The sequence below is a fragment of the Pseudoalteromonas byunsanensis genome (genome assembly GCF_001854475.1).
Lineage (GTDB): Bacteria > Pseudomonadota > Gammaproteobacteria > Enterobacterales > Alteromonadaceae > Pseudoalteromonas > Pseudoalteromonas byunsanensis.
The window spans coordinates 1-19,993 of sequence record NZ_MNAN01000031.1 but is presented as its reverse complement, the minus strand read 5'-3'; the positions used below and the strand labels follow the sequence as shown (position 1 = coordinate 19,993).

18 protein-coding genes are annotated in these 19,993 nt (G+C 44.7%); 11 read left to right on the top strand and 7 right to left on the bottom strand.

Features of this window, described 5'->3' with window-relative positions:
- Window positions 1–4: 4 nt before the first annotated feature.
- The 6 genes from BIW53_RS10560 to BIW53_RS10535 form a co-directional block, all read right to left on the bottom strand.
- Window positions 5–1,033 (bottom strand): PepSY domain-containing protein, encoded by a 1,029-nt coding sequence (locus BIW53_RS10560; protein ID WP_070991844.1) that lies wholly within the window; start codon window positions 1,031–1,033, stop codon window positions 5–7.
- Window positions 1,033–1,782: a PepSY domain-containing protein gene (locus BIW53_RS10555; protein WP_070991843.1), complete on the bottom strand. Its 750-nt coding sequence runs from the start codon at window positions 1,780–1,782 to the stop codon at window positions 1,033–1,035. Before BIW53_RS10555 ends, BIW53_RS10560 begins: the two co-directional genes overlap by 1 nt.
- Window positions 1,766–4,924 (bottom strand): efflux RND transporter permease subunit, encoded by a 3,159-nt coding sequence (locus BIW53_RS10550; protein ID WP_070991842.1) that lies wholly within the window; start codon window positions 4,922–4,924, stop codon window positions 1,766–1,768. The genes BIW53_RS10555 and BIW53_RS10550 overlap by 17 nt, the downstream gene beginning before the upstream one ends.
- Before the next feature lie 11 nt (window positions 4,925–4,935).
- Entirely contained in the window at window positions 4,936–6,678 is a 1,743-nt protein-coding gene (locus BIW53_RS10545) for an efflux RND transporter periplasmic adaptor subunit (RefSeq protein WP_070991841.1), read from the bottom strand.
- Window positions 6,678–8,084: a TolC family protein gene (locus BIW53_RS10540; RefSeq protein ID WP_084228125.1), complete on the bottom strand. Its 1,407-nt coding sequence runs from the start codon at window positions 8,082–8,084 to the stop codon at window positions 6,678–6,680. Before BIW53_RS10540 ends, BIW53_RS10545 begins: the two co-directional genes overlap by 1 nt.
- 114 nt (window positions 8,085–8,198) lie before the next feature.
- Window positions 8,199–8,558, bottom strand: a complete 360-nt coding sequence (locus BIW53_RS10535; protein WP_070991840.1) for a hypothetical protein — start codon at window positions 8,556–8,558, stop codon at window positions 8,199–8,201.
- A gap of 347 nt (window positions 8,559–8,905) precedes the next feature.
- On the opposite strand from BIW53_RS10535, the gene BIW53_RS10530 reads away from it, so the two are divergent.
- Both BIW53_RS10530 and BIW53_RS10525 read left to right on the top strand, forming a co-directional pair.
- Complete coding sequence (locus BIW53_RS10530) at window positions 8,906–10,708, top strand: GGDEF domain-containing protein (protein WP_070991839.1); 1,803 nt, start codon at window positions 8,906–8,908, stop codon at window positions 10,706–10,708.
- A gap of 85 nt (window positions 10,709–10,793) precedes the next feature.
- Complete coding sequence (locus BIW53_RS10525) at window positions 10,794–11,648, top strand: substrate-binding periplasmic protein (RefSeq protein WP_070991838.1); 855 nt, start codon at window positions 10,794–10,796, stop codon at window positions 11,646–11,648.
- Between the two features lie 67 nt (window positions 11,649–11,715).
- Here BIW53_RS10525 and suhB read toward each other — a convergent pair whose 3' ends face one another.
- Window positions 11,716–12,519: an inositol-1-monophosphatase gene (gene suhB / locus BIW53_RS10520; RefSeq protein WP_070991837.1), complete on the bottom strand. Its 804-nt coding sequence runs from the start codon at window positions 12,517–12,519 to the stop codon at window positions 11,716–11,718.
- 265 nt (window positions 12,520–12,784) lie between these two features.
- Here suhB and trmJ point away from each other — a divergent pair, with 265 nt between their 5' ends.
- The 9 genes from trmJ (at window position 12,785) to BIW53_RS10475 (ending at window position 19,838) form a co-directional block, all read left to right on the top strand.
- On the top strand, window positions 12,785–13,519 hold the full coding sequence (trmJ, locus tag BIW53_RS10515; protein ID WP_070991836.1) for a tRNA (cytosine(32)/uridine(32)-2'-O)-methyltransferase TrmJ: 735 nt from the start codon (window positions 12,785–12,787) through the stop codon (window positions 13,517–13,519).
- A gap of 232 nt (window positions 13,520–13,751) precedes the next feature.
- Window positions 13,752–14,243: a Fe-S cluster assembly transcriptional regulator IscR gene (gene iscR, locus BIW53_RS10510; protein WP_070991835.1), complete on the top strand. Its 492-nt coding sequence runs from the start codon at window positions 13,752–13,754 to the stop codon at window positions 14,241–14,243.
- 23 nt (window positions 14,244–14,266) lie between these two features.
- Window positions 14,267–15,481, top strand: a complete 1,215-nt coding sequence (locus BIW53_RS10505) for an IscS subfamily cysteine desulfurase (protein ID WP_070991834.1) — start codon at window positions 14,267–14,269, stop codon at window positions 15,479–15,481.
- A 52-nt stretch (window positions 15,482–15,533) separates the two neighbouring features.
- Complete coding sequence (gene iscU / locus BIW53_RS10500; protein ID WP_070991833.1) at window positions 15,534–15,917, top strand: Fe-S cluster assembly scaffold IscU; 384 nt, start codon at window positions 15,534–15,536, stop codon at window positions 15,915–15,917.
- An 11-nt stretch (window positions 15,918–15,928) separates the two neighbouring features.
- On the top strand, window positions 15,929–16,252 hold the full coding sequence (gene iscA, locus BIW53_RS10495; protein WP_070991832.1) for an iron-sulfur cluster assembly protein IscA: 324 nt from the start codon (window positions 15,929–15,931) through the stop codon (window positions 16,250–16,252).
- A gap of 95 nt (window positions 16,253–16,347) precedes the next feature.
- A complete protein-coding gene (gene hscB, locus BIW53_RS10490; protein ID WP_070991831.1) occupies window positions 16,348–16,872 on the top strand; it encodes a co-chaperone HscB in 525 nt (174 codons plus the stop codon).
- A 47-nt stretch (window positions 16,873–16,919) separates the two neighbouring features.
- On the top strand, window positions 16,920–18,782 hold the full coding sequence (gene hscA, locus BIW53_RS10485; RefSeq protein ID WP_070991830.1) for a Fe-S protein assembly chaperone HscA: 1,863 nt from the start codon (window positions 16,920–16,922) through the stop codon (window positions 18,780–18,782).
- A gap of 1 nt (window position 18,783) precedes the next feature.
- A complete protein-coding gene (gene fdx, locus BIW53_RS10480; protein ID WP_070991829.1) occupies window positions 18,784–19,122 on the top strand; it encodes an ISC system 2Fe-2S type ferredoxin in 339 nt (112 codons plus the stop codon).
- A 458-nt stretch (window positions 19,123–19,580) separates the two neighbouring features.
- A complete protein-coding gene (locus BIW53_RS10475) occupies window positions 19,581–19,838 on the top strand; it encodes a hypothetical protein (protein ID WP_070991828.1) in 258 nt (85 codons plus the stop codon).
- Window positions 19,839–19,993 lie beyond the last annotated feature (155 nt).

Below are 19,993 nucleotides of genomic sequence, written 5' to 3'. Positions count from 1 at the left end.
GAATTTACTGCGCTTTGGCTGATTTTTTCTGGGTGCGCACGGTAATATGCGTCACCTCTCCCGCCATATGCTGGCAGGCTAAACGGTATCCTTCATCCAGCTTAGACTTTGATAATCGCGCCTGCTCAGCTTCTGTTATTTTCAACGGCTGTTCGCTGTGTATTCTGCACATTCCGCAGGTTCCACCGCCACCACAGTTGGATGGCAACAAGACATTATGTTGTGCAAGCGCGTCAAACAGGGGTTGTTGTGCTTTCAGGGTAAGCGTGTTGCTTTGTTGAGAGGATTGCTCGGTCACCGTCACTTGTTGGCTGCTTGGCTTTAGCATTATGCGTAACTGGCCGGATTTAAAACGTTCAACCAACCATGTGATCCCCGTCATTGACAGCAGCAATGATGCGATGGCAAACACAATGATCAGCCAATGGTTAAAGCCGCCGGTATTAAAGTAATCCATAAAGTGCAGCATAAGCATTAGGTCTTTTAGACGACGATCGTCATTAACATGAGCCAACACGGCGCCTGAATTAGCATCAATGTACACATTGGTATTGTTGGCATCATCGAACTTTACCTGCCAAACAGGGTTTTCTTCTCGGGGTAATTCGTCAATTGGTGGTGTTAGCAGATTTGCCGAGATGATGTTCACCGCGCCATCGTACGACTTAACGGCAATGGTGCGTACCAAGGTTTCGCTAAGTGGGCGTACGGCGCCGCTTTTGGCATCCACTAAGGTGACGCTTTTGTGTTGATAAGCGTGCGGCCCAGACTCAAATGTAAGCTGATAGTAGGGGTGTCCTAGGATCCAAAGTAGTTTGATTTGTTTAGCGCCATCAAACGCCAATTGGTCAAAAGGAATGAGCTGTGTAGGGCTTGTTGAGGCGTTGTGATTGACAGGACGAAGGTGAACAGCCCCGGAAGCTTTTTGGTGGTCCATTAGATTAAAATACAGACCAGTGCCGAGCCAAATTAACAACTGTATGCCAACCAACAGCGAAAGCCATTTATGCAGTGATGTATTTAACTTAAACATTATTTAGCCCCCGCTTGTTTGTTGTTGCATATCCTTTGATAGGTCAGCACCGCTCCCATGCTTGCAGCGACACAACCAAGCAGCGCAATCAGCAACAAAAACCAGTTTGCGACATTTTCACCATCGTCATAATCCATAATGTGAAAGCGCCACATCCAGTCAAACATACGCCAAGCTAGGTGGCGGGTGGTGACTATCTCAGCGGTATATTGATTGATGTAAAACGTGGGGGATGAAAAGCCGGCAAAGGTAATTTGCCACACGGGGAGATGGCGGGGGGAGAGTTCCGGCGGCGTGTTTTCCACATCGCTAATGAGTTTTGCGGATGCAACCGCTGCGGTACCGCTAAAGTGATACTGTGCTAAGTTTAGGGCTTGTGCCTCATTGAGCGGGGCTAACCTTTTGCCCGAGTCTGCATCTATAAGCACTTTACCTCGTGCATGGTCCATAAAACGATAAACTTGTTTATCGAGCATGTGTCCTAGAGTGATGTTCTGGGCATGAGGATACTCACTGAGCAAATTGCTCAGTGAGTAGTTTACTTTGTCAAGCGCCAGCGTTTGGTTCGTTTGCTGTGGTGATGCGTCACGAAGGTGTTCGACACGACGGTGTTCGACACGAAGGTGTTCTCCGTGAATAAAGTGAATATCCATACTCACCATATACAAACCTGTTAGCGACCAAATCAAAAACTGTATGCCGACAAAGGCCATCAGCCATTTATGGTATTTCCTAATCTTTTTTATCATTATTATTTAGGCCTTGATTGAGTAAAACTACCTCTCGGTACTTTACCAAGCTATAAAGGGCAGGCAATACAATTAAGGTGAGTAACACGGCACTACTCATTCCACCGACCATAGGTGCGGCAATCCGGCTCATAACCTCAGACCCTGTACCTGTACCGTACAAGATAGGCAGTAAACCGATGATAATGGTAGCAACGGTCATCATCACTGGGCGCACACGCAATCCAGCACCATGTAGCAAGGCTTCACGGTACATTTCTATGCTGATTGACTTGCCTGTTTGTTGGGCATTCTCTTTTAGCTCATTGAGCGCTTGGTTCAAGTAAACTAGCATGATCACGCCAATTTCTACTGCGACTCCAGCCAAAGCTATAAAGCCAACGCCAACCGCCACAGAGAAGTTAAATCCTTCTAGGTACATCAGCCACAAGCCACCAATCATGGCCATAGGTAAAGTGACGATGATAATAGCCACTTCACGAAATGCTCTGAAATTGAGGTAGAGCAGTATCACGATGATGGCCAGCGTTAACGGTAACACGTAGCTGAGTTTGGCTTTTGCACGTTCCATGTATTCGTATTGGCCCGCCCAGGTGATTGAATAACCCACCGGTAGGTCAAGGTTGTCTGCCAAGTATTGTTTGGCGTTTGCCACGTAGGTGCCAACATCTACGCCATCAATGTCGATAAACGTCCAACCATTAATACGGGCGTTTTCACTTTTAATGCCCGGCGGCCCGTTTTCGATATAAACGTGTGCCACATCACCCAGTGCAATGCGCTCCCCTGATGGTGTGACCACAGGTAAACGGGCCAACTGCTCTGGTGAATCGCGATAATCTTGCGGGTAACGCAGGTTTACTGGATAGCGCTCTTGGCCTTCTACGGTTTGGGTTACATTCATGCCGCCGATGGCGGTGGCGACAACCTGCTGCACATCGGCAATATTCAACCCAAAACGGCTGGCTTTTTGGCGAGAAATATCAACCTTGATGTAGCGACCTCCGGCGACTCGTTCTGAGTAAACCGATGCGGTACCTTCAACATTTGGCAGTAGACGTTCAATTTGTTGACCAATTTGTTGGATCTCATTGAGGTCAGCGCCTGCGACCTTAATTCCAACAGGCGTTTTTATACCGGTTGCCAACATATCGATACGAGTTTTAATCGGCATCACCCACGCATTGGTGAGTCCTGGAAACTTCACAAGATTATCAAACTCGGCTTTGAGGCTATCGGTTGTTACCCCTTCACGCCATTGTGATTTAGGTTTTAACTGAATAAAGGTTTCAATCATGGTTAAAGGCGCAGGGTCGGTCGCGGTTTCAGCTCGGCCTACTTTACCAAATACATTTTCTACCTCAGGAACGGTGCGAATGAGCTTGTCGGTTTGTTGCAATAACTCTCGTGCTTTACCAATAGAAATACCCGGATAGGTGGTCGGCATATACATTAAGTCCCCTTCATCGAGCGGAGGAATAAATTCACTACCTATCTTGTCGATGGGGTAAAACCCAATAGCTGTGATGGCGATGGCCAAAACGATGGTGAGTTTTGGAAACTTCATCACCTGCGTAAGTACGGGCATGTATAGCGCGATAAGCATGCGATTAATCGGGTTCTTTTTCTCTGAGATCACCTTGCCACGAATAAAGTAGCCCATTAATACCGGCACTAAAGTAATGGCAAGTCCTGCAGAGGCGGCCATGGCATAAGTTTTGGTGTAAGCCAGAGGCGCAAACATGCGGCCTTCTTGCGCTTCTAAAATAAATACCGGTAAGAAAGATACGGTAATAATCAGTAAGCTGAAGAACAGCGCAGGGCCCACCTCTGATGCCGACTTCGCAACGATTTGCCAGCGGTTTTCATCGGTCAGCGGCGTTTTTTCCATATGCTTATGCATGTTTTCAATCATGACGATGGCGCCATCAGTCATTGCTCCAATGGCAATGGCAATACCACCAAGGGACATGATATTGGCGTTGATCCCCTGCATGTACATGATGATAAACGAGACCAAAATACCTAAAGGCAAAGTGATCACCGCGACGATTGAAGAGCGTAAATGGAATAGAAACACTACACAAACCAGCGCAACAACGGCCAGCTCTTCAAGTAGTTTACCCCAAAGGTTATCTACCGCGTTTTCAATCAATCGAGAGCGGTCGTACACCGTGACCACCTCAACGCCCTCTGGGAGTGAGTTTTTGAGCGAAGCGAGTTTTTCTTTCACGCCATTGATGGTCTTTTGTGCGTTTTCACCAAAGCGCATGACCACAACGCCACCGACCACTTCACCTTCACCGTTTAATTCGGCAATACCACGGCGCATTTGTGGGCCTAAATTAACCGTTGCTACATCTCCCACTCGAAGTGGTGTGCCTTGTTCATTGATGCCAAGAGGTATTTTTTCTATATCGCTGACCGATTGAATGTAGCCTGTGGCCGTAACCATGTATTCGGCTTCAGCCATTTCCACCACCGACGCACCCGTTTCCTGATTACCTCTTTTTAGCGCCGTTTGGATATGGTTAAGTGGAATGTTGTAGGCACGTAATTTGTCAGGGTCGACCTGCACTTGATATTGCTTGACCATACCACCGACGGCTGCCACTTCTGACACCCCTGGGACGGTTTGTAGCTCATATTTTAAGAACCAGTCTTGAATACTTCTTAGTTGGCTTAAGTCATGTTTACCCGTTTTATCTGCCAAGGCATAGATATACACCCAGCCCACACCGGTGGCATCTGGGCCAAGTTGTGGCTTAGCACTGTCGGGGAGACTGGCCGACACCTGACTCAAATATTCTAATACGCGGCTTCTTGCCCAGTACAAATCAGTGTCATCATCAAAAATGATGTACACGTAGGAGTCACCAAAAAATGAATAGCCTCGCACGGTTTGCGCACCGGGTACGGAGAGCATCGCAGTGGTCAATGGAAAGGTCACCTGATCTTGCACCACTTGCGGTGCTTGGCCTGGGTAACTGGTTTTGATGATCACCTGTACGTCCGATAAATCCGGAATAGCATCAACGGGGGTGTTTTTAAGGGAATATATTCCAGCAAAAGCGATGATTAGCGTTGTCAGCAACACAAAAAAACGATTGCCGATAGACCATCGAATGATAGCTTCAATCATAGTGGTGCTCCTTATTCGTTGCCCGTATGTGCACTGTGCTCATCATCATTCATGACGGCCTTTGGTTTAATGTCTACCACCACAAAATCATCTCTAATTTCAAAGGTAAAGGTGACTTCATCAGCCACTTTTATGTTATCAAGACTTACTTCAGCAGCGACCACAAAGTCCATTGTAGCGGCGGGGCGGTTCCATTTTTCAATCGCATCGCGGCTAATATTCACAATGCGGTTATCCGCATCTATGGCATTGACTAGACCATTGACGGTAGCGCTGCTCACTTGCGGCTCTGAGGAACCTTGCGACATAATGTGAATGCCAGTGAGTTCATAACTGCCATCGTCTGTTTTGCTCACTTCAAAATGAAGTGTTTGTCCAGCACTGAGGGCATTGATGTCTACCTTCTTTGCGACCGTAAAGTCCATGGTCATGGTTGGCCAGTCCCACGCTTCAACTGGATCGTGAGTGATATTTACCATGCGGTGGTCGGCCATAACCTCATTCACCACACCTTGAACCCAAACTGAGTTAGGTACTTTTTCATGGGTCATACGCTTAAAGTCAGAATTTTTGCTGGACTCTGAATCTATTAAGAATTGCGCAGAGGTAACGATTTTGTCTTCTTCGTTTAGGCCTTGTAAAATTTCAATTTTGTCTTTACCGACTCGTCCTATCGTAACTGCAATAGATTTAAACTGTCCGTCACCAAGGGCTAAGACCACACGGTCTTGCTTACCAGTTCGGATCACAGCTTCTTTAGGCACTAAAATAACGGGTTCATCAAGGTTGGTATGAATGGCGACTTGGGCAAACATGTTGGGTTTAAGTTCATAGTTGGGGTTATCGAACTTGAGCCTGACTCGCAGCGTACGGGTTTTGCTGTTTAGAGCAGGGTAAACGTAGTCTACCGTCCCATTCCATTGCTTGCCCGGGAGGTAATCAAGGGTCATAGAAACGGGTTGCCCTTGTGAAATCAAAGAAGTATCACGTTCAAACACTTCGGCTTCTACCCACACTTGATTGAGCTGAGCAATACTCATCAGGGTTGTACCTGGCTTCACATAAAATCCTTCACGAATTTTTAAACCATCAATGACGCCGGACTGAGGTGAGTAAAAGGTGATAGTTTGCTGTACTTGCTGGTTTTTTTCTAACTCATTGATAAATTGCTCAGACAGCTGGAGTGCCTTTAAGCGATCTTTCGCGGCACTTATCAAAGAACCATTATTACGCTTTAGGGCGAGCAATAGTTCTTCTTGCGCATTAACCAGTTGAGGAGAGTACAGTGTGTACAACGGTTGGCCTTTTTCAACGGGGTTCCCTGCCGCTTTTACATAGAGTTTTTCTATCCAGCCATCAACACGAGGATGGATATGAATTAATTTGTCTTCATCATACTGCACGTAACCCACCGTCGAAATTTGGGTATGCATGGCTGCGTATTCAACAGGAGCAGTTCTGACACCTAAATTATTCACCACATGAGGAGCAATCTTAACGCTACCTGGGCCTGCATCATTTGCTCCGCTATCTTCCTCATAGACTGGAATAAGGTCCATGCCCATCGGAGATTTACCTGGCTTATCGCGACGATAGTTAGCATCCATTGGGGCCACCCAATACAACGGCTTTTTCTCTTGAGAGTCAGAGGCTTGTGTTTGCTCGCTATGATTTTCTGGGAATAAGCTCATCGCTACTGTGCCAAGCGCAATACCTACAAATAATGCGATGATGGTTTTTTGATTTGAAGACATTAGTTTGCTCCCAAAGAATGAGACTGCGCAGTTGCAGGTTGAGTGGATTGTGTAAGGAGGTAATTAATACGAGAAACGGATTTCAGCGCATCTACATCAATTTTTAACGCCACAATACGTGCGTTAAGTTCGGCGATACGCGCTCGAACCACTTCGGCAAAATCGCCATCATCATTGGTATAAGCTGTCAATGCGGCCTCAGCTTGATAGTGCGTCTGCTTTAACAGTTGCGTGGCATACAAAGCTTGTCTGTCTGAGAGTCGATTGAGTTGTTTGAGTTCTTTCTCAACGGCACTAATCATTTGTTTGATCATCAATAGTTTGTCGGTTTTAACCGCCTCAGACTGTGCGATGGCGGCGGCAACTTGTTTATCTTGCTTATTTTCAGTGAATAGTGGTAAGTCAAAGGTGACACCGACCGAGAATAGATCAGCACGACTCATGCCTGAGGGCATATCATCTCGATAGCCGTAGCTTGCGTTAACTCCCCACTGTGGCTGGTACTGTTGTTTGTTTAAAGCAATGGTTTGCTTTGACACCTGTTGCTTAACATCAATCGCGCGATTGACTGGATGGTTTATTAATAGTTTAGCCAGCTCATTGCGAGAGTAATTCGCAGGTTTTAGTAACTGAGCATAAGCCAATTCAAGGCGGGGTAATTCGCCCGATACTGTTAAAATACTGCTTTGATTATCAAAGTTATACGCCAGTTCAGGGTTGCTGGTGTCGTAAATATGCAGCCATTCGTTAAGTTGTGCTAGCGCCGTTTCGAGCTTTTGTTGTTCTACCGTTAGCCTATCTTCAAGTTGAATAAGCTCCAGTTGAGCGCGTACAACATCCTGCTGTCTCGTTTTACCTACTACGCTGGAATAACTGGCTTTAGCAACCTCCGCGATTTGCTCAAACAAAACCCGATCTTGTTTGATTAACGCAATGGTTCTTTGCGCGAGATAAGCGTCTAGCCAAAGCTGCGTGACATTACTTTGCAGTTTGGCTTTTCTATCTTGTCTTTGTAGTGGGAATTGCGTTGCAGAGAGCTTTAGCTGTTTACTTTTGATTGCCAAGCTGTCACCACGGGCGAACATTTGTGATACACCGACCTTAAATTGGGTCATGCCTTCTTGCGCAAAATCCCAGCCGTCAGTTGGTAAGTTCATCATTCCTATCGACACCTTTGGATCGGGTAAAGTGTTCGCAGCAATACTTGATTGCTCAACGGCATGTTGCTTTAGCTGATTACCATGTAACCAAGGGTCATTTTTTTGGGCAAGCTGTATGGCTTGTTCGAGTGAAATCGTATGTCGTTGTTTGCCATCCGATGTTGCGTAACCCGATGTTTCAGCCGCAACGTTGATTGGCAGCGCAAAAGCTATCAAAACAAAATTGAAAAAATAGTTGTGCTTCATAGTGTGTCCCCAGAATTAACTGGACTGATTTATGCGCAAGATTCACGCAGTAATTAATAGTTTTATTAGTAAATATATGCTGTGCGTGCGGATTTTGGGCGCACTTACCCCATATTAGGCAAAAATCGGTGGACGATAGAGAGAACTAGAGATGGCAAGAGGTGCCTGAGGAAGTGAGCGATTGATTGCTTCTGAGTAATACAGCACCGGTGTTGTTAGCAAGTATGAACTTAGGTAATGAATCGAAGTACAGACACTAGCAGGGCAGGTGCACTCGGTATCACAGCAATCCGCTGCGCTGGACATGTTGCTGTTGTCCATGCTAGCCATTTTCGAGCTATGATCCATGCTCATCATTACTTGATGGTTGTCTAATGACATATCACAAGGCATAGCAGCATACGCCAACACTTGCCCTGTAAAGGCAATCAGCATTGAGAGCGTAACTAATATGGTTGAAAGTGATTTGAGCATAATAAAACCAGTGAATGAATCACCATAAATGCTACGACAATTTTATTGCCAAGTAAATACAGAGGTTTTGTGAATGCCAAAATACCGATGCCATACGACGGTAGTTTATTTGTGATTTTCGTGAAATAAAAATGCCACTGAGTGTGAATAAAATTCATTTACTTGTTTTTGCAGTTGCTTTTATTGCTTAGCCAAGGCGCACTGGGCGCTAGCGATAGATTAGATTGTTTTGTTGCTGTATTTCGAGTAATGGCAATGGGAGTAATTCCTATTTTTGCCACAAAATTGTCATAAAACCTTGCTAATTTGCTGGGCTATTATTTAGTCAAATTTTTGTTGGTTAAGGCGTGAATGAAGCAGCAGAGCTAGAAAAACAAGTATTAGAAAACATATTAAAACACGGCACTGTTAATACTTTATTTCAGCCCATTTATGATATTAGCAAGCAAGATATACTGGGTTTTGAGGCATTAAGCCGAGGTGTAGATTGCTTGGAAATGCCCGAACAATTGTTTGCAGCAGCTGGCATTCACAACAAACTGTCAGAACTAGAATTATTATGCCGAGAAAAAGCAATAGAACGTTTTGTTTCACTGCAACTACCCGGCAAGCTGTTTTTGAATGTTAGCCCTAACACGTTACTTGACCCAAGCCACCCACGCGGCGAGACTCGCCATTTAGTGGAAAAGCACGGTTTGGCTGCTAACAAAGTGGTGATTGAGGTTACAGAGCAAGACAAGGTTGATGATGGCTTTTTATTACTAAAAACCATTGAGCACTATCGTCAGCTTGGCTTCAACATCGCTATTGATGACTTGGGAGCAGGTTATTCGGGCCTTAAGCAGTGGTCAGAACTTTGCCCTGAGTATGTCAAAGTTGATAGGTATTTTATTGACTACTGCGATCAAAGTATTGTTAAAAGAGAATTCTTAAAATCCATCATAGAGCTTGCAAAAGCAACGGGAACATCGGTGATCGCTGAAGGGATTGAGCGAGTTGAGGAGCTATCATTACTAGAGAAATTAGGCATAGTGAATGCTCAAGGATATTTGCTTGCTTACCCTCAGAGTGAACCTAAGATTGAACTTGAGGCCAGTCAGTGGTCGGCCCTAAACTTGACGCCGAAAATGAATACGACAGAGCAATCAATCGCGATTGGCTGGTTAGCCATAACGCAAAGTGCTATTCACCAATGCACGCAATGTAAGGAAGCCCATCGAAGCTTTGAGTCGGATAAAAAGTTGATGAGCTTAGCGGTAGTGAATGATAATCGAGAGCCAATAGGGTTATTGCACAGAGACCAACTGACTGAGGTGTTTGCCGCGCCGTATGGACATGCATTATATGCTAAAAAATCGGTGGTGGAGTTGATGGATAAGCAGCCGCTGATAGTTGATGAAAATGCCCAACTGGACCAAGTAAGTCAGCAAATAACTGAACAAGAGTTCGATATTCGTCGCCATATCATTATTACTCGAGAAGGTTGTTACTTAGGACTTGCACCGTTAAGAGATATTCTTAAGCACATAACGGAAGAGAAAATTCGCCATGCTCAGCACGCAAACCCCCTCACTATGCTGCCTGGTAATGTGGCGATAAATGAAGCGATTGAAACGCGTTTGCGAAAGCAATCCGACTTTTCATTGGCATATATAGATTTGAATCACTTTAAGCAGTTTAACGATTTATATGGTTACGCCAGTGGTGATAGCGTGATCAAACTGCTGGCCGATGTGACGGTAAAAGCCTGCGAACAAAGCCCATGTTTTGTTGGACATATAGGCGGAGACGATTTTATGGTTGTGTTTGATGCTAATGATGCAGAGCAACTTTGTCACCAGATCATCAATGACTTTGAGCAACAGTCAAAGGCATTCTTCACGCCTGAGCATGTTAAATCAGGCGGTTATTGGGCCACAAATAGAGAAGGACAGAAGCAGTTCGTACCTTTACTGACACTGTCCATTGGTTTAGTTAGGCCCGATTTAGATAATTGTAAAAACAGTCATCAGGTGGCCGCACTTGCTACGGACGCAAAAAAAGAAGCTAAGCGATACCGAAACAGTTACTTGTTTGTGTGTAATCGACGCCGCCCCAGTGTGTCAGTGGTGAAGAAGATAGAAAAAGATCAAGCCGAATGTTCGGCATAAATTGAGTTGCTCAAATTGTGTATAAAAGCTTGAGTAAAAGCTCGGCTCGGTGTAGCGTTAACAAAAACAAGTTTGGAACACAGATATGCGTCAACTCGTATTGCTGTGCCTATTGTGTAGTTGGGCTGGTTCGGTAGTTGCGGCACAAACCATTTATGTCGCCAAAGAGCAACGTACTTTGTACGATAGAGACTTGTACTTGTACGAATTGCTGGAGATGTCACTCAAAGCCGCAGGCTTTGAAGCTCACATAGAGCATGTAAAAGTACATCCTCATCAACAGCGTACACTGCTGGCTTTAAGCCAAGGGGAGGTTGACCTACACTGGAGTATGACCAGCCCTGAGCGAGAGCAATTGGCAACCGCTATCCCTGTCCCTCTGTTTAAAGGCTTTATAGGTAAGCGTGCGTTACTGATCAATAAGATGCAATTGTCGCAATTTGATGATGTTGACTCACTTCAAGCGTTATCCAAACTGACCGCTGTGCAAGGCCATGACTGGCCAGACACTAAGATCCTAGGTCACAATAATTTGAATGTTAGGCCGATGGCTAACTACCAGGCGATGTTTGCTATGGTTTCGCGGGGTCGACTAGATTACTTTCCACGTTCATTTATTGAGGTTGGTGCTGAGTTGGCCACACAAATGAGTGACAATCTTATGATTTTACCGAGTCTTTATTTGCAATATCCCAGTGCGTTTTATTTTTTCGTCAATAAAGACAAACCAAAACTTGCCAAAGCACTGGCGCAGGGGCTGGCAAAGTTACAAGCAACAGGTGAATTTGATGCGTTATTTGAGCGCTACTTTGCAAAGATGCTCGCTCAGCTTCCATTTGATAAAGATACCAAGGTGCTGATGTTACAGAACCCGTACTTTCAAGGCGTGGACGCGGACTCAAAAAAAGAGTCAAAATGGGCTTTAAATCACGGCAAGTAGTGATAAAGCAAAAGCTATCAGACATCAAAAAAGGAGCCTAGGCTCCTTTTTTGTTAGAGCACAGGTATTAACGTAGCAGTGACTCTGTTAATACAGGGCGAATTTCTTTCACGATAAGTTGGCAAAGTTTTGGTGCGCCACAGATCACATTGCCACTTTGGTTGTAGCTTGCGCCACCTGCAAAGTCCATAACCATACCGCCAGCTTCTTTTACAAGAAGTTCGCCTGCCGCTGTGTCCCAAGGTTTAAGGCCGATTTCAAAGAAACCGTCCATGCGACCAGCCGCAACATACGCCATATCCAGTGCAGCAGAACCCGCACGACGGATATCCGCTGTGTGTACAAATAGCGCTTTAAAAGCTTCAGTGTAAGCGTCAATATGATGTTTTTGCTTAAATGGGAAACCAGTTGCAAGCACAGAGCCCGCGATTTCATTACTCTTAGTAACACGGATACGCTTTGAGTTTAACTGTGCACCTTGACCACGAGACGCGGTGAATAGCTCACTGCGAATAGGATCGTAAATCACGGCCTGTTCAACGCGGCCTTTAACTTTTAATGCAATAGAAACGGCAAAATGAGGAATGCCTTTGATGAAGTTGGTTGTGCCATCAAGCGGATCGATAACCCACTGGTAATCTGCATCTTTGCCTTCAATAACACCTAACTCTTCACCCACAATTGAGTGGTCTGGGTAGGCTTTAAGGATAGTATCACGGATGATCGCTTCTGCGTCTTTGTCTACGTTTGTAACAAAGTCATTAGTGCCTTTTTGTTGAGCTTCGACTTTTGATAAATCTTCACATGCACGTAAGATCACTTTACCTGCATTACGCGCAGCGCGTACCGCAATGTTTAACATTGGATGCATAGCATTACCTTTGGGTTGTAAAAGAACATATTCATATAGAGCCGGCGTATTCTAGCGATTTTTGTCGCAAAGTAAATAACCTGTCGCAAATAAAGTTGCTGCTTTTTTGTACGGCACTGTTCTGAAAAAGGAATTAGTTAACCTGATTTAGGGGAACGTAATATTTTGCAGATTCGAGTTCTGCTTAGTTCGTGCGCTTTTTACTATGGTGAGCGCTTGATGCTGTGGTAAACTTTGCCATTATTTTTTTAAGATTGGTTTATCAATGGCATTAGAAGACATCCGTATTGTGTTAGTAAACACATCTCATTCAGGCAACATTGGCTCTGTAGCACGTGCAATGAAGACAATGGGGCTATCTAAACTCTATTTAGTTGACCCTGCCTGTGAGGTAGATAGCCATGCCAGTGCACTGGCAGCGGGTGCCACGGATGTATTAGGTAATGCGACGATTGTTAGTGAATTATCACAGGCTATTGAAGATTGCGCTTTAACCATTGGTACCAGTGCTCGTTCTCGCACATTATCATGGCCCATGGTAGAGCCACGCGAGTGTGCACAGAAGTTGGTAAGTGGTGCTGACACAGGCCCAGTTGCTTTGGTGTTTGGCCGTGAAAATAGCGGGCTCACCAATGAAGAATTACAACTGTGTAACTACCATGTGTGTATTCCCGCAAACCCAGAATATAGTTCATTGAACTTAGCAATGGCGGTACAGACACTAACTTATGAAACCCGCATGGCGTTTTTAGAGCGTCAGGAAAAACAACCAGAAGAAGATGAGGCTGTTTATCCAAGCGCACAGCAAATGGCGCTGTTTTACGAGCATCTAGAGAGCACATTGAATGAAACTGGTTTCATTATTAAGCAGCATCCAGGCATGGTGATGACCAAGCTTAAACGTTTGTTTAATCGTGCTAGACCAGAAGATCAGGAGCTGAATATTCTGCGTGGCATTTTAACTTCCATCAATAAATCTACTCGCCAAAAAACGGACTAAGCGCAGCTGTAATGATGAACGTGCTAAGCCGTGACATTAATTCGCACTAGCACGTTCTGCCAAACAACAATAATACTTGACTAAAATACTCAGGTAATTACAATGAACCTAGTAGTTGACTAATTTACTCAAGTATTTGTCAACTTTTAGTCGCAATACTGATGAGTAATACTTGACTATCTTAGTCAGGTAATTAAAATTTGCGGCTTGGTAAACTAGCTAGGGGGCTTACATGAAACTGACATCAAAGGGCAGATATGCAGTAACAGCAATGTTAGACGTTGCGTTGCATGGCGAAATTGGCCCAGTCCCGTTGGCTGATATTTCAGAACGTCAGGAAATATCTTTATCTTACCTTGAACAATTATTTGCCCGATTGCGTAAACATGGCTTAGTAAGTTCTGTTCGTGGTCCGGGTGGCGGCTATCTACTTGGTCGCGATGTGCAAAGCATTTCTGTTGGTGACGTGATCAGTGCTGTTGATGAGTCTGTTGACGCGACGCGTTGTCATGGAGAAGGGGGCGGCTGCCAAAGCGGTATGCGGTGTTTGACTCATACCCTGTGGTCGGACTTAAGCCTGCGCATCGAAGAGTTTTTAAACAATATTTCCCTTGCCGAGTTAGTCGCAAATTCAGAGGTGCGAGCGGTTGCATCGCGTCAAGATAAAAGCGTCAACAGTGCGATGAAGCAATTAGACAATATTCAAGTGAGCTGTCAACTGTAGGTTGACGTCAAGCGGAGAAACAAATGAAATTACCGATTTATCTAGATTATGCAGCAACCACTCCGGTTGATCAGCGCGTTGCAGACGAAATGATGCAGTGTCTGACGATGGATGGCAACTTTGGTAACCCAGCTTCACGCTCACACCGTTTTGGTTGGCAGGCTGAAGAGTTGGTTGATCAGGCGCGTAATGATATCGCTGATTTAATTAACGCGGACCCTCGTGAAATTGTTTTTACTTCAGGTGCGACAGAGTCAAACAACCTAGCTATCAAAGGTGCTGCGCATTTCTATAAAAAGAAAGGCAAACACATTATTACGGTGAAAACCGAGCACAAAGCGGTATTGGATACATGTCGTGAACTTGAGCGTCAGGGCTTTGAAGTGACCTATATGGACGTTGAAAACAACGGCTTGTTAGATTTGAAAAAACTAGAAGCGGCAATGCGCGATGACACTATTTTAGTGAGTGTGATGCACGTTAACAATGAGTTGGGTGTGATTCAGGATATCGCGACCATCGGTGAGATGTGTCGTGAACGTAAGATCATGTTCCATGTTGATGGTGCACAAAGTGCGGGTAAAGTGAAAATTGACCTGCAAGAGCTTAAAGTTGATTTCATGTCGTTCTCAGGCCACAAAGTCTATGGCCCTAAAGGCGTTGGTGCCTTGTACGTTCGTCGTAAGCCTCGCGCGCGCTTAGAAGCTCAAATGCACGGTGGTGGTCATGAGCGTGGGATGCGTTCGGGGACTTTGGCAACGCATCAGCTTGTTGGTATGGGCACGGCGTTTCGTATCGCAAAAGAAGATTTTGAGAAAGATCACGCGCACATCAGTGCACTTCGCAAACGCCTAGTTGACGGCGTAATGACAATGGACGAAGTGTATTTCAACGGTGCGATTGAACAGTCAGTTCCAGGGATTGTGAATATCAGCTTCAACTTTGTTGAAGGTGAATCATTACTAATGGCGGTAAAAGACATCGCGGTGTCTTCGGGGTCAGCTTGTACGTCAGCAAGTTTGGAACCGTCTTATGTGTTGCGCGCTCTAGGGCGTAACGATGAACTGGCACACAGCTCGATTCGTTTTAGCATTGGTCGTTTCACAACGGAAGAAGATATCGACTACACCGTCAATTTGATTAAAGAATCAATCGGTCGATTACGTGAAATGTCGCCGCTTTGGGAAATGCATCAAGAAGGCATTGACCTAGATAGCGTTGAATGGGCACATCATTAAGCAAGTTTTTGCTTGTAGCCAGGCGCTATGAGCACATAGTGAGGAAAGAGTTATGGCGTACAGTGAAAAAGTAATAGATCACGTGGAAAATCCACGTAACGTAGGGTCGCTTGATAAGAACGATCCGAGTGTTGCAACTGGTATGGTGGGTGCACCAGCTTGTGGTGACGTAATGAAGCTGCAAATTAAGGTTTCAGATCAAGGTATTATCGAAGACGCTAAGTTTAAAACTTACGGCTGTGGTAGTGCAATTGCGTCATCGTCTTTGGTGACTGAGTGGGTAAAGGGTAAAACCCTAGATGAAGCTGCGACTATCAAAAACACTGATATTAGTGCTGAGTTGGAGTTACCTCCGGTTAAAATCCACTGCTCAATTTTAGCAGAAGACGCAATTCAAGCAGCAATTGCAGATTATAAAAGTAAACAAGCGAAGTAAGAGTAAATAATATGGCAGTGACATTGACAGACGCGGCGGCAAACCGAGTTCAGGCCTTTTTGAGTAATCGTGGCAAAGGCATTGGTTTGCGTGTTGGCATTAAAACCACGGGCTGTTCAGGTCTTGCATATGTACTTGAGTTTGTTGATGAACTTGACGAAGGCGATGAAGTTTTTGAAGACAAAGATGTAAAAATCATTGTTGATGCTAAAAGCCTAGTTTATATCGATGGCACTGAGCTTGATTACACCAAAGAAGGTCTTAATGAAGGGTTTAAATTTAATAACCCCAATCAGAAAGACGAATGTGGCTGTGGCGAGAGCTTTACGGTTTAAGGGTCGCCTAGCCTGCTCTCAAAGCCCTGCCTTGGTAGGGCTTTGTCGTATATTTGCAATGCGCGTTTTGCGCACACTTAGGGTATATAAAAGACATGCGCTATTTTGAGCTATTTGATATTCCAGTCGATTATAATGTTGATCTTAAGAAGATAAATCAGCATTACCTTGAGTTACAGCGAGTTGTTCATCCAGACCGATTTGCGGGCAAAGGTGAACGTGAAAAGCTGCTTGCTGTGCAAAAAACTGCTGAGATCAATGACGCGCTGGCGATATTGAAACACCCAGTAAAACGTGCTGAATATATGCTTAGTGAACGTGGCGTTGACATTCGCGCCGAGCAACAAACACTGCAAGACCCTATGTTTCTTATGCAGCAAATGGAACTGCGAGAAGCACTTGAAGAGCTGCCTGACAGCAATGATGTTGAAGCTGCTATTGAGCAGTTTGAGCAGCAAATTAAAACGCTTGATGTACAATTTAGCCAGCAGTTGGCAATGCAACTAAGTAGTGACAATGAGCAAGACTTAGAGCAAGCCGCCGATAACATCCGTAAACTCAAGTTTGTATATAAGCTACGTGACGAACTGGCGCGTATCGAAGACAGTTTATTTGATTAATTCTCCAAAGAGGCCCGGTTGAACGGGCTAAAAAGTGAAAGAGCATTATGGCATTATTGCAAATCGCTGAGCCGGGGCAGAGCGCGGCACCACACGAACATAAATTGGCCGTAGGTATCGACTTAGGCACAACTAACTCACTCGTTGCTACTGTGCAAAGTGGTGAGGCAAAAACATTGGCCGACTTTGACGGTTCTGTGATGCTACCTTCGGTAGTTCGTTATTTCACAGAGGGCACAGAGGTTGGTGCTCAAGCACAACAAACTTCTGCACAAGACCCAACTAACACTCTCATTTCAGTAAAACGCTTTTTAGGTAAAACTCAACAAGAAATTGAGCAGAGCTATGGTCAGTTGCCTTATGAATTTGTGCAAACCGACAGTGGCTTGGCAATTAGCACCGTGGCTGGGCCAGTTAGTCCAGTGCAGGCATCTGCTGAGATTCTAAAAACACTACGTGAGCGCGCTGAGCACAGCTTTGCTGGTGAACAATTGCAAGGCGCGGTGATCACCGTGCCTGCCTATTTTGACGATGCGCAGCGACAAAGTACCAAAGATGCCGCAGAGCTTGCGGGTTTAAAGGTTTTACGTTTGTTAAACGAACCAACAGCGGCGGCGGTTGCCTATGGCCTAGACTCAGGCCAAGAAGGCGTGATCGCGGTGTATGATTTAGGCGGTGGGACGTTTGATATTTCAATTTTACGCCTGAATCAAGGCGTATTTGAGGTACTTGCTACTGGCGGTGACTCAAGCCTCGGCGGTGATGATTTTGATTCAGTATTGGTTAACTTGTTTAAGTCTCAAACAGGGATTAATAATCTAAATGCTAATGAACTACGTTTGTTCATTAATAAAGCCAAAGCATGTAAAGAAGCGCTGAGCAGCTACGAAACTGTTAACGTAAAACTAGAGCTACGTGAGCAAAGCTATACGGTGACAGTCACTCGAGCAGAGTTTGCTGAGCTTGTGATGCCGCTGGTGAAAAAAACCTTACGTGCGTGCCGCAGAGCAGTGAAAGATGCTGACGTAAGCCATGAAGAAATTCTACAAGTGGTGATGGTTGGTGGTTCAACCCGTATGCCAGTTATTCGCGAGCAAGTGGAAGAATTTTTTGCCAAACAGCCTTTAACCTCAATCGACCCAGATAGAGTTGTAGCGATTGGGGCTGCGATTCAAGCTGACATATTGGTGGGCAACAAGCCTGATTCTGATATGTTGCTATTGGATGTATTACCGCTATCTCTAGGTTTAGAAACCATGGGTGGCTTGGTTGAAAAAATTATTCCGCGCAATACCACCATTCCAGTTGCCAGAGCACAAGAATTTACCACGTTTAAAGATGGTCAAACCGCGATGTCTTTACATGTGTTACAGGGTGAACGAGAGCTGGTTGATGACTGCCGCTCGCTGGCAAAGTTTAGCCTTAAAGGTATTCCACCAATGGCTGCAGGTGCGGCGCATATCCGTGTTACCTTTAAAGTTGATGCGGATGGCCTACTAAGTGTGTCTGCGATGGAGAAATCAACGGGCGTGCAAGCAGAAATTCAAGTTAAACCATCATTTGGTCTATCGGACGACCAAGTGGCACAAATGCTCAAAGATTCAATGAGCAACGCAAAAGATGATATGCAGGCGCGAATGCTCAAAGAGCAACAGGTCGAAGCATTACGTGTATTGGAAGCACTAGAAGCATCGCTTGCCAAAGATAGTGCACTGTTAAATGAGCAAGAGTTGACTCATTTACGTGAACAAATGGCGCTACTTGCAACTGCACGAGAACAGGCACAATCGCCGGACGAAATAAAAAATGCCATCGAGAAAGTAGATGCTGCCAGCAGCGAATTTGCTTCACGTCGTATGGATGTATCAATTAAGAAAGCACTGCAAGGGCAGTCTGTAGACGAGGTGTAATATGCCACAAATCATCTTTTTACCCCACGAAGAGCTTTGCCCTGAAGGTGCTGCAATTGAAGCACCCAAAGGACAAACGGTATTAGACGCAGCACTTAAAAATGGTATCAGTATTCCTCATGCCTGTGAAAAGTCATGCGCCTGTACCACTTGCCACATTATTGTGCGTGAAGGCTTTGATTCATTGGATGAAAGTGACGAACTCGAAGACGATATGCTAGACAAAGCATGGGGCTTAGAAGCTGAATCTCGTCTTGGATGCCAAGCTGTGATCGCTGATGAAGACTTGGTAGTTGAAATTCCAAAATATAATCTCAATATAGTTAACGAAGAGCACTAATTGCCTCGCGCTATTTAGGGTAGGAAGCCACAGCAAATGCTGTGGCTTTTTTATGTATTTTCAGTTTCCGGCAAGGTTCATTCATGACAAAGTTGAGAATACTGCACTCATCTATTTGAGCTTCATTTTCTTTACGCCCTTATGTTGAAGCCGCGTGGCCTTTTTTAATAAGCTCTGAAATTTAGCGCAATCAAATTGATTGTGTTCAGGGCAATGAGCCGTATGTTGTAAGGTATGACTGATAACACTTAGCAGCTTTCAATTTCCTCCAGTTTTTCAAGCAACCATGAGCGGTCAATCTCGGTTGTTATACCTGATTCAAGCAACACGCGTATTTCATCCAGTGAAAAACCAGCAAACTGTCCCAATGAAATTTTACCGATAGCTTTTCTAAAACATTGGCATTGAATATACGAGTTAGGCCTTTACGCCCCAGCGGTTTGTTTGATTGGGTGCTAATGTTTAGGTTAACAAGTTGCGACTTTCAAGAAGAAAAGCATTCAGGGCGTCTAATTCAGTTTAAAGATCACACTCAAAACATGTTGAGCGGAAAAAGTCAGGTGGGCTTCTTAAATAGTCTTTATCACTTTGAACTGCAGAGAATAACTGGAATTGTAAGAGATTTGGCAGTTGAAATTCCAAAGAGCTATTTGAATATCGCCAACGAGTATCGCTCAAAAGCAGCATACGTCAGAAAAGCTGAACAAATCTGCTAAGAAAGCGGTAACTAAAAGGCTAGCGCTTTTCTTTTGTGCAATAGTACTTATGTGTATGTATGGTTTCTATTTTGGAAAATAAAAGTAAATTATTGACGGTTTGAATCATTTCGGTGATTATATGAACAAATAAAGTAAGGATAACTAGGAATTAT